Origin of the sequence: Neisseria viridiae, assembly GCF_962747995.1 — a bacterium.
Taxonomy (GTDB): Bacteria; Pseudomonadota; Gammaproteobacteria; order Burkholderiales; family Neisseriaceae; genus Neisseria; species Neisseria viridiae.
This window is the reverse complement of the sequence record NZ_CAUJAJ010000027.1, coordinates 1-10,007: the sequence shown is the minus strand read 5'-3', so window position 1 is coordinate 10,007 and position 10,007 is coordinate 1. Positions and strand designations below refer to the sequence as shown.

Annotated in this window: 6 protein-coding genes; 2 read left to right on the top strand and 4 right to left on the bottom strand. The window is 54.8% G+C overall.

From position 1 onward, the window contains the following. Positions 1-574 precede the first annotated feature (574 nt). The 4 genes from Q9J79_RS10025 to Q9J79_RS10010 form a co-directional block, all read right to left on the bottom strand. On the bottom strand, positions 575-2,026 hold the full coding sequence (locus Q9J79_RS10025) for a DASS family sodium-coupled anion symporter (protein ID WP_301911107.1): 1,452 nt from the start codon (positions 2,024-2,026) through the stop codon (positions 575-577). Between the two features lie 404 nt (positions 2,027-2,430). Next, a complete protein-coding gene (locus Q9J79_RS10020; RefSeq protein WP_301673261.1) occupies positions 2,431-3,684 on the bottom strand; it encodes a complex I 51 kDa subunit family protein in 1,254 nt (417 codons plus the stop codon). Beyond that, positions 3,681-5,309, bottom strand: a complete 1,629-nt coding sequence (locus Q9J79_RS10015; RefSeq protein WP_301673264.1) for an FAD-binding protein — start codon at positions 5,307-5,309, stop codon at positions 3,681-3,683. The genes Q9J79_RS10020 and Q9J79_RS10015 overlap by 4 nt, the downstream gene beginning before the upstream one ends. Next, positions 5,309-5,947: a 2Fe-2S iron-sulfur cluster-binding protein gene (locus Q9J79_RS10010; protein WP_301673260.1), complete on the bottom strand. Its 639-nt coding sequence runs from the start codon at positions 5,945-5,947 to the stop codon at positions 5,309-5,311. The genes Q9J79_RS10015 and Q9J79_RS10010 overlap by 1 nt, the downstream gene beginning before the upstream one ends. Before the next feature lie 807 nt (positions 5,948-6,754). Here Q9J79_RS10010 and Q9J79_RS10005 point away from each other — a divergent pair. Together Q9J79_RS10005 and trkA are read left to right on the top strand one after the other, a co-directional pair. Beyond that, complete coding sequence (locus tag Q9J79_RS10005) at positions 6,755-8,278, top strand: fumarate hydratase (protein ID WP_301911108.1); 1,524 nt, start codon at positions 6,755-6,757, stop codon at positions 8,276-8,278. A gap of 97 nt (positions 8,279-8,375) precedes the next feature. Further along, positions 8,376-9,788 (top strand): Trk system potassium transporter TrkA, encoded by a 1,413-nt coding sequence (trkA, locus tag Q9J79_RS10000; RefSeq protein WP_301911110.1) that lies wholly within the window; start codon positions 8,376-8,378, stop codon positions 9,786-9,788. The last annotated feature ends 219 nt before the right edge of the window (positions 9,789-10,007 follow it).

Sequence of the window (10,007 nt, the reverse complement as noted above, 5' to 3'; positions counted from 1 at the left end):
CGCGTTCCGGATTGTTTTTTTGTCGGGGGTTTGCCGCCATATCAAAACAGGCGGGCGATGCCGTCTGAAACTTCGTCATTCCCGCCACTTTTCGTCATTCCCGCGAAAGCGGGAATCTAGAACCTCAAACTTTCAGACAACCTTTGAATATTACCGTTGCCCAAAGGTCTGGATTCCCGCCTGCGCGGGAATGACGGGTTTTTATAATCTTTAAAAACTGCCGCTGTCCGACAGTCCGGGTTTCTTCTTGCTTGGGAATGACGGCAGTGGGACAATGCCGTCTGAAACCTCGTCATTCCCCTGCGGTCCGCAACCTTTCGTCATTCCCGTGAAAACGGGAATCTAGAACCTCTAAATTTTCAGATAATCTTTGAATATTGCTGCTATCCGACAGTCTGGATTCCTGCCTGCGCGGGAATGACGATTTAGAAGTTGCCCGAAACCAAAAAAAAACCGAAACCGAACATACTGGATTCCCGCCTGCGCGGGAATGACGGCGGTGGAAAAATGCCGTCTGAAATGCGAAACGGTTTCAGACGGCATTTTTTGCCTTAACATTCAAACAGCCGGCGGTTTACCAATAACCCAAAGCTTTCCACCACAAAATGCCGACAGTGGCGAAAATCAGGATTTCGATAACGCTCATAATGAAGCCCGCCTTCCACCATTCGCCCATATTGACGTAGTTTGAGCCGTAAATCACAGGCGCGGAACCGGTGGCGTAGTGGGTCAGCGACATCATTATGCCGGTGGCGGCCGCCATCATCAGGGCAAACAGCATAGGCGGCGCGCCCAATGCCAGGCCTGCGCCGTAAAACGCGCCGAACATCGCGGTAACGTGTGCCGTGCCGCTGGCGAAAACGTAGTGGGCGTAGAGATAGGCAAGCATCAGCAGGGCGCAGCCGGCTTCCCAACCCAAGCCCAAATGGGTGATGCCGCTTTGCATGGATTCGGACAACCAGCCGATAAGCCCCAGTTTGTTGAGGAAGTTCGCCATCATTACCAAGGCGGCAAACCAAACGATGGTGTCCCACGCGCTTTTTTCCTTCAGCGCGTCGTCCCAAGTCAGTACGCCGCTCAAAAGGCAGAGGCTCAGGCCGAGGAAGGTGGTGGCGGTGGCATCGACTTTCACGCCGGCCAGAATTTCGGGAATGCCCGCCCACAACAGCAGCAGGATCACGAAAATGCCGAGCATCATTTTTTCGTCGCGCTTCATCGCGCCCATTTCTTTCAGTTTTTCTTTGGCAAGGGCGGTCGCGTCAGGCGTTTGTTTGATTTCGGGCGGATACAGGAAATACAGCACCAGCGGCATCAGCAGCATCGCAATCAGGCCGGGTACGGCCATCGCCAAGAACCAAGTGCCCCAAGAGAGTTGGATTTGTGAGTTGGTAGCTTTGGCAACCAGTTCGACGACCAGTGGATTGGGTGCGGTGGCGGTGATGAAAATCAGGCAGGTAATCACGTTGGCGTGGAAGTTGACCAGTGAAAGGTATTTGCCGATTTTGCCTTCCGTCCCTTTTTCAGGATCGGAGTCGAAACTCAAGGCGATGGATTTCATAATCGGATGCACAATCGCCCCGCCGCGCGCGGTGTTGCTCGGCGTAACCGGACCGATGACCAAGTCCGCCAGTGCCAAACTGTAACCCACGCCCAGCGTGCGTTTGCCGAAAAGGGAAATCAAAAGGTAGCCGATACGCATCCCCAAACCGGTTTTCAACAGGCCGCGCGAGATGATGATGGCGATACCGATCATCCAGATTAACGAGTTGTTGAGGCTGCTCAAAGCGTCTTTGGTTGCGTCGGCGGCTTTTTCGTTGGTTACGCCGGTCAGCGCGACTAGGGTAATGCCCAAAACCGCCATTGCGCCGATGGGCATGGCTTTGCCGATGATGCCGGCAATGATGCCGACGAACAACGCCAAAAGATGCCACGCGTCGGGCGATACGCCTTGTGGAACGGGGATGACGAACCAGATAAGCAGCGTCAGCGCGAGCGCGGCCGCCGCAGGGATTGGCTTGAAGCCCATAGTGAGTCTCCTAGTTTGAAGTATCAGGAAAATCGGGTTTCAGACGGCGTATGCCTGATTTTGGCGGGGGGATGCCGTCTGAACGTGTTTTGCGCCGTTCTCTTTTTCAGACGGCATTTCTTGAGTTTTGCGTTTTGCACTTTGTGTTTTTTCGCTTTGCCCTCTCCCTAACCCTCTCCCACGGGGAGAGGGGATAATGGCGTTGAAAGCCAACCGTTATCGGGTTTCCTGCAATCCGTTCCCTCTCCCACGGGGAGAGGGTTGGGGAGAGGGCAAAACCTCAAGATACGCCGTATCGTTTTCCTTCCGGCAAGTGATTTACGTTGTAACCCCCGACAAATGCTTAAACCCTAATCAATTTGTCGGCCGACAACCCTGCCTGCCGTCTGAAACGCCTTAGCGGCTTAATCCTGTCCCGCCGGCAGCCCGTACTCTTCGGGGAAGGTACGCAGCGAGCTTTGCAACACGGTAACTGCGCCGTCAATCAGGCCGCAGCGGCCGCTTCGCGGCAGCAGTTGGCACAGGCTTTGCAGGGCGCGGAGGTCGTCGGAAGTGCCGATGCCGGTATCCACGCGGTTGAGCAGGCGCGAGAGTTGGAAGGTGCCGCCTTTGCACGGCGGGCATTGTCCGCATGAGTTGGCAGCAAAAAACTCCACATATTCAGAGACTTTACGCACCACACTCGTGCCTTCGGAAATCACAATCATCGCGCCCGTGCCGAGACTGGATTTGCGTTCGCGCACGGAAACGAAGTCCAATGGCACGTCCAAATCTTTCGCGGTCAGCAGCGTATTGGACGGGCCGCCGGTGAAGACGGCTTTAAACGTGCGGCCCTCGAGCATACCGCCGCCGTGGTCGAAAATCAGCGATTGCAGGGTCGTACCCATCGGCAGTTCGTACAGGCCGGGATTCAATACGTCGCCGGAGAGCGAGTAGAGTTTCGTACCTGCGGCATCGCCCAACCCCAGCGATTTGTACCATTCCGCGCCTTTGGCAAGGATTTGCGGAATATTGGCGAAGGTTTCGGTATTGTTGATCAGGGTCGGCTCGCCGTTGACACCGCTTTCGGCAGGGAACGGAGGCTTGCGGCGGGGGAAGGGGAAACCGCCTTCCAACCAAGAAATCACGGCGGTTTCTTCGCCGCCGATATAGCGGCCTGAAGTTTCAACCAGTTGCAAGTCCAAAGGTTTACCCAAGTAGTTCTCGATGCGGATAAACAAATCGCTGTTTTTCCATTGTTCGATGGCGGGTGTGATGGAAGCGACGGATTCGGTTTGATGAGGGTTGATGTACAAAACCGCTTTGTTGGCGCGGCAGGCGACGGCGGCAATCAATACGCCTTCGATAACTTGGTGTGGCGTTTTCGCCAGCAACACGCGGTCTTTGAACGTACCCGGTTCGTCTTCGTTGGCGTTACAGACGACGTATTTGTCGCCGTGTTTGCTTTGGGCGGCAACGGCCGCCTCCCATTTGCGCCAGGTCGGGAAACCTGCACCGCCCATGCCGCATAGGTTGGCATCTTGCAGTTTGGAAACAATGCTTTGAGGATCGGCAAGCGCAGCCAGCAGGCCTTCGCCGCCGCCGACTTTGCGCCACGCGGCCAAATCCGCGCCGACTTGGCGGGACGGGTGCAGTAAGTTTTGATTGGCTTGGTTCATGATTGTTGCTCCTGCAAACCGGCGTGTTCGCGCAAATCGAATTTGCCGTAGTCGGGATATAAAACGGGGGCTTTGATGTCGCCGGTCAGTCCGGCACGGGTCATTTCGCGTTGTAGATCGTGGACGTGTCCGACACCGCCGCGCACTTTTTTCAGCGGCAGGCCGCAACCGGCGGCGGCTTTACCCGCGCGGCGGCCGAAGCTGATGATGTCCAAAAGCGCGTTGCCCATCAGGCGGTTGCGGCCGTGGATGCCGCCGGTTACTTCACCGGCGCAATAGAGGCCTTCCACACAGGTCGCGCCGTCGCCGTTGATTTCGACACCGCCGTTTTGATAATGCAGGGTCGGATGAATCATCACGGGTTCGACAGCGGGGTCGATGCCGCATTTGTGGGCGACGTGTCCGAGCGTAACCAAACGGTTCAACACGTCGGGGTCGTTGGCAATCAGGCGCGGGGTATCGAGGAACACGCCGACTTGACCGTCGCGCACTACGCCGCGGCCTTCGCGACATTCGCGCAGAATCGCGGCAGCAACGACGTCGCGCGGCTGCAATTCGTCAACGAAACGCTCGCCCAAGCCGTTGACCAGCTTGGTACCTGCGGAGCGGACGGCTTCGGAAATCAGCGCACCTGCCAAGTGTGGCGGATGGGCGACGCCGGTCGGGTGGTATTGGAAGGAATCGACATCGCGCAGTTTCGCGCCGATGCGGTATGCCATTACCAGACCGTCTGCGGTTGCGCCGTAGTGGTTGGAAGTGGCGAAACCCTGCAAATGCAGCCTTCCGCTGCCGCCGGTCGCCAAGACCACGGCTTTGGCGTGAACCAACACCAAAGAGCGTTTTTCCAAATCGTACAAAATCGCGCCGACGCAGCGGCCGTGTTCGTCTGATAATAATTCGATGGCAGGGTGGCGGTTGAGCTGGGTGATGTTTTCATCGAGTTCGACCGCCTCGCGCAGTACACGCATCATTTCAAGGCCGGTAAAGTCGCGGTAGCTCAAAATACGCGGTACGGTCGTACCGCCCGCGCGTTTGCGGCTCAACATACCGTTGCTGTCCGCGCCATTGGCAAGGTCGAAGGTCATACCCAAACCGATCAGCCAGCGGATGGCGGACGGCGCGTCGGTAACCATTTGCGCCACCAATTCTTTTTTGCCTGCGTTGTGGCCGCCTTTGACGGTGTCGTCAAAGTGTTGTTGCAGGCTGTCTTCCGCGCCGACTGCCGCCTGAATGCCGCCTTCCGCCATTACGGTATTGCTGTCGCCGATACGCAGCTTGTTCGCCATAATCACGCGCGCACCTGCTTCGGTCGCAGACAACGCCGCCGCCGCACCCGCGCCGCCGCCGCCGATGACCAATACGTCAGTGTTCAAATGTTCCGCGCCCGACAAATCATAATCGTCAATCAGCGGCCGGCTGATTAAGAGTTTCGCCAAATCGGGATGGCAGTAATCGCCCGCGTTCGGACCGATGGGCAGCTTCACGCGCGCATTTGCCTGATAATCGGGATGGAACCGGCTCAGCAATTCGTTTTTTTCAGGTAAATCGCCGCGCAGTTCCAATGAGGACGCGCGCAGGTTGGCAAGGGCGGTTTCGTAGTCGATGCCTTGGATTTTATTCACTATCACACTGACTCCCCTTCAAATTCGACTTTCATTTTGCCGCTGTCGATTTCGCGCAGGCGGCGCATCAAATCCACAGGGCGCAACGTACGCGCCGCCTTCATACGGCGTGCGAACAGGCCCAAGTGGTTCGGACGGATGTGTTCCGGGCAGGAAAGGGTGCAGAGGTTGCACATCACGCATTGGTCGAAGGTCAGCGCAGCTGCGCCGAAATCGCCGGAAACTACCTGAGCTACGCCGTTTTCCACTTGCAAACCTTTAGGACAGGCTCGATTACAGCCGCCGCAATGACGGCAATTTTGCGCTTCAGGGAAGGCCTTGGCGGTATCGTCCAGCCAGTTCCAGCCGTCGCCGACTTCGCCCACGTCGTAATATTGGATATGCTCGGGGATAAAGTAGTCCAAGAAGCTGACCTGCATCCCTTCTTCGACTTTGGTCTCGCATGCCAGCGCGGTGGTTACTTCACGTTCGCCTTCTTTACGGATCATGCAGCGGCACGAACCGCACACGCCCTGCCCCATGCAGCCGACATTGGCGGTAATCGCGCTGCCGGAACGGGCGTAGGCTTGGATAATGGACGAATCGGCGGAGGCCTTGACCTCGTGTCCGTCTATGGTCAGGGTTAACAAATTTTCACTCATGGCAGTGTCCTGTTGGAAGGATAGTAGATTTGGTATTGTGTATTTTTGTTACACAAGAGAAACAAGGACTTCCTCTCGCGTACTATGAATATGTTTATAACTTAATGTTTCTTATGTGAAACATAGTTTATCAGAATTTGTGCCTTATCGTTACTAAACTACAAAATTGCCATAGAAACATATATTGTTGACAAAATTTATGTACGAAATTTTAAAATATAATTATTTTTCAATAAGATTATAAATAATGCCGTCTGAAAAACAGAAAAAACAAACAGAAAAATACAATACATTCTCATTATTGCAATCTAGTGAAAAATATATATATTACTGTAATATATGTATATTTTTTGAAAATTCTGATATTTGGAAAATAAGTTGTAAAATTTCAAAAAGTCAAATGCGTTTGACTTCAGTCAAAATTTCCTCTTTCATATATGACAACTCCCTGCTGTCGTTATATCCTTTAAGCGATTGAAATCAGATTGAAATTATTGAGAATAATTTTTATGCCGTTAAAACGGATATTCGGACAGGTTCGGACGGCATTTATAAAAAACCTAAAATTACCAAACATATTTGTAGTTTTATTTCCATTACAGGCAACAGGCAAAGATTACAAATATCAAAACCCGAGTGAAACAGTATTTTATTAAAACAAATTGATAATCAATAGATTAGAATTATGTATTGTCTTTACCGTACAAACGCTGGCACTATTTCAACCTGATAAAAAACAGCCTTCAAAAAGGTTGTTTAAAACAGCAGCAGACACTTACCGCTACAACCTTGAAAAGGAACACAATCATGACCGTCATCAAACAGGAAGACTTTATCCAAAGCATTTGCGATGCCTTCCAATTCATCAGCTATTACCATCCCAAAGACTACATCGACGCGCTTTATAAGGCGTGGCAGAAGGAAGAAAACCCCGCCGCCAAAGACGCGATGACGCAGATTTTGGTCAACAGCCGTATGTGTGCGGAAAACAACCGCCCCATCTGCCAAGATACCGGTATCGCGACCGTCTTCCTCAAAGTCGGCATGAACGTCCAATGGGATGCGGACATGAGCGTGGAAGAAATGGTTAACGAAGGCGTGCGCCGCGCCTACACTTGGGAAGGCAACACCCTGCGTGCGTCCGTCCTCGCCGACCCGGCCGGCAAACGTCAAAACACCAAAGACAACACGCCCGCCGTCATCCACATGAGCATCGTGCCGGGCGACAAAGTCGAAGTAACCTGCGCGGCAAAAGGCGGCGGCTCTGAAAACAAATCCAAACTCGCCATGCTCAACCCTTCCGACAACATCGTCGATTGGGTATTGAAAACCATCCCGACGATGGGCGCGGGCTGGTGTCCTCCCGGCATCTTGGGCATCGGCATCGGCGGCACGCCCGAAAAAGCCGTGCTGATGGCGAAAGAATCCCTGATGAGCCACATCGACATCCAAGAATTGCAGGAAAAGGCCGCGTCCGGCGCAGAATTATCCACCACCGAAGCCCTGCGCCTCGAACTCTTTGAAAAAGTCAACGCGCTAGGCATCGGCGCGCAAGGTTTGGGCGGTCTGACCACCGTGTTGGATGTCAAAATCCTCGACTACCCGACCCATGCCGCCTCCAAACCGATTGCCATGATTCCCAACTGTGCCGCCACCCGCCACGTAGAGTTTGAATTGGACGGCTCAGGCCCTGTCGAACTCACACCGCCGCGCGTCGAAGACTGGCCCGATTTGACTTACAGCCCCGACAACGGCAAACGCATCGATGTCGATAAGCTGACCAAAGAAGAAGTCGCCAGCTGGAAAACCGGCGACGTATTGCTGCTGAACGGCAAAATCCTCACCGGCCGCGATGCCGCACACAAACGCCTCGTCGATATGCTCAACAAAGGCGAAGAATTGCCCGTCGATTTCACCAACCGCCTGATTTACTACGTCGGCCCCGTCGATCCTGTCGGCGATGAAGTCGTCGGCCCGGCAGGTCCGACCACCGCCACCCGCATGGACAAATTCACCCGCCAAATGCTCGAACAAACCGGCCTCTTGGGCATGATCGGCAAATCCGAGCGCGGCGCGGCCACCTGCGAAGCCATCGCCGACAACAAAGCCGTGTACCTGATGGCGGTCGGCGGCGCGGCATACCTCGTGGCAAAAGCCATCAAATCTTCCAAAGTCTTGGCATTCCCCGAATTGGGTATGGAAGCCATTTACGAATTTGAAGTCAAAGATATGCCCGTAACCGTCGCCGTGGACAGCAAAGGCGAATCCATCCACGCCACCGCCCCGCGCCAATGGCAGGCAAAAATCGGCATCATCCCCGTCGAATCTTGAGGCGCAATGCCGTCTGAACGCAAAATCTGCCTTCAGACGGCATTTCCGCCCTCGGTTGCGGTACAATCCCCCATTTCATCACCCGGCGACCCATACCGTGAAAATCCTCATTTTAGGCAACGGGCAGGTAGGTTCTACCGTCGCACAAAACCTTGCCGCCATACCCAACAACGACGTAACCGTTATCGACATCGACGAAAAAGCATTGCAGGAAACAGGCAGCCGCCTCGATGTCCAAACCGTTTTCGGCAACGGCGCATCCCCCTTCACATTAGAACGCGCCGGCGCGGAAGATGCCGACTTGCTGCTCGCGCTCTCCCGCAGCGACGAAACCAACATCGTCGCCTGCAAAGTTGCCGCCGACCTGTTCAACATCCCCGGCCGCATCGCGCGCGTCCGTTCCAGCGAATACCTCGAATACCTCAGCCCCAAGCTCGAAAACAACGAAAACGGCAGCCTTTCCATATTCGGCATAACCGAAACCATCAGCCCCGAACAGCTCGTTACCGAACAGCTTGCCGGTCTGATAGACTGCCCGGGCGCATTGCAGGTTTTACGTTTTGCAGACGACCGCGTGCGGATGGTCATCATACAGGCGCGGCGCGGCGGGCTGCTCGTCAACCGCGAAATTGCCGACATCGCCCAAGATTTGCCCGACGGGGCCGACTGCCAAATCTGCGCCGTTTACCGCAACAACCGCCTCATCGTCCCCACGCCGCAAACCGTCATCATCGAAGGCGACGAAATCCTGTTTGCCGCCGCTACCGAAAACATCGGCTCGGTCATACCCGAATTGCGCCCCAAAGAAACCAGCACCCGACGCATTATGATTGCCGGCGGCGGCAACATCGGCTACCGCCTCGCCAAGCAGCTCGAACACGCATACAACGTCAAAATCATCGAATGCCGGCCGCGCCGTGCCGAATGGATAGCCGAAAACCTCGACAACACCCTCGTCCTGCAAGGTTCGGCAACCGACGAAACCCTGCTCGACAACGAATACATCGACGAAATCGACGTATTCTGCGCCCTGACCAACGACGACGAAAGCAACATTATGTCCGCCCTTTTGGCGAAAAACCTCGGCGCGAAGCGCGTTATCGGCATCGTCAACCGCTCAAGCTACGTCGATTTGCTCGAAGGCAACAAAATCGACATCGTCGTTTCCCCCCACCTCATCACCATCGGCTCGATACTCGCCCACATCCGGCGCGGCGACATCGTTGCCGTCCACCCCATCCGGCGCGGCACGGCGGAAGCCATCGAAGTCGTCGCACACGGCGACAAAAAAACTTCCGCCATCATCGGCAGGCGCATCAGCGGCATCAAATGGCCCGAAGGCTGCCACATTGCCGCCGTCGTCCGCGCCGAAACCGGCGAAACCATTATGGGACACCATACCGAAACCGTCATCCAAGACGGCGACCACATCATCTTTTTCGTCTCGCGCCGGCGCATCCTGAACGAACTGGAAAAACTCATCCAAGTCAAAATGGGCTTTTTCGGATAAACCGCCCCATTCCGGACATATTGCCGCCGCATCGTGATGCCCCATCCCCCGTTTGCCGTCATTCCCGCGAAAGCGGGAATCCAGTGTGTTCGGTTTCGTTTTTTTTGGGGGTTTCGGGTAATTTCCAAATCGTCATTCCCGCTTTTGCGGGAATGACGAAGGGTTGCGGGAATAACGGAGAATTGCGAGAATGACGAAGGGTTGGAATAATCGCGGGAT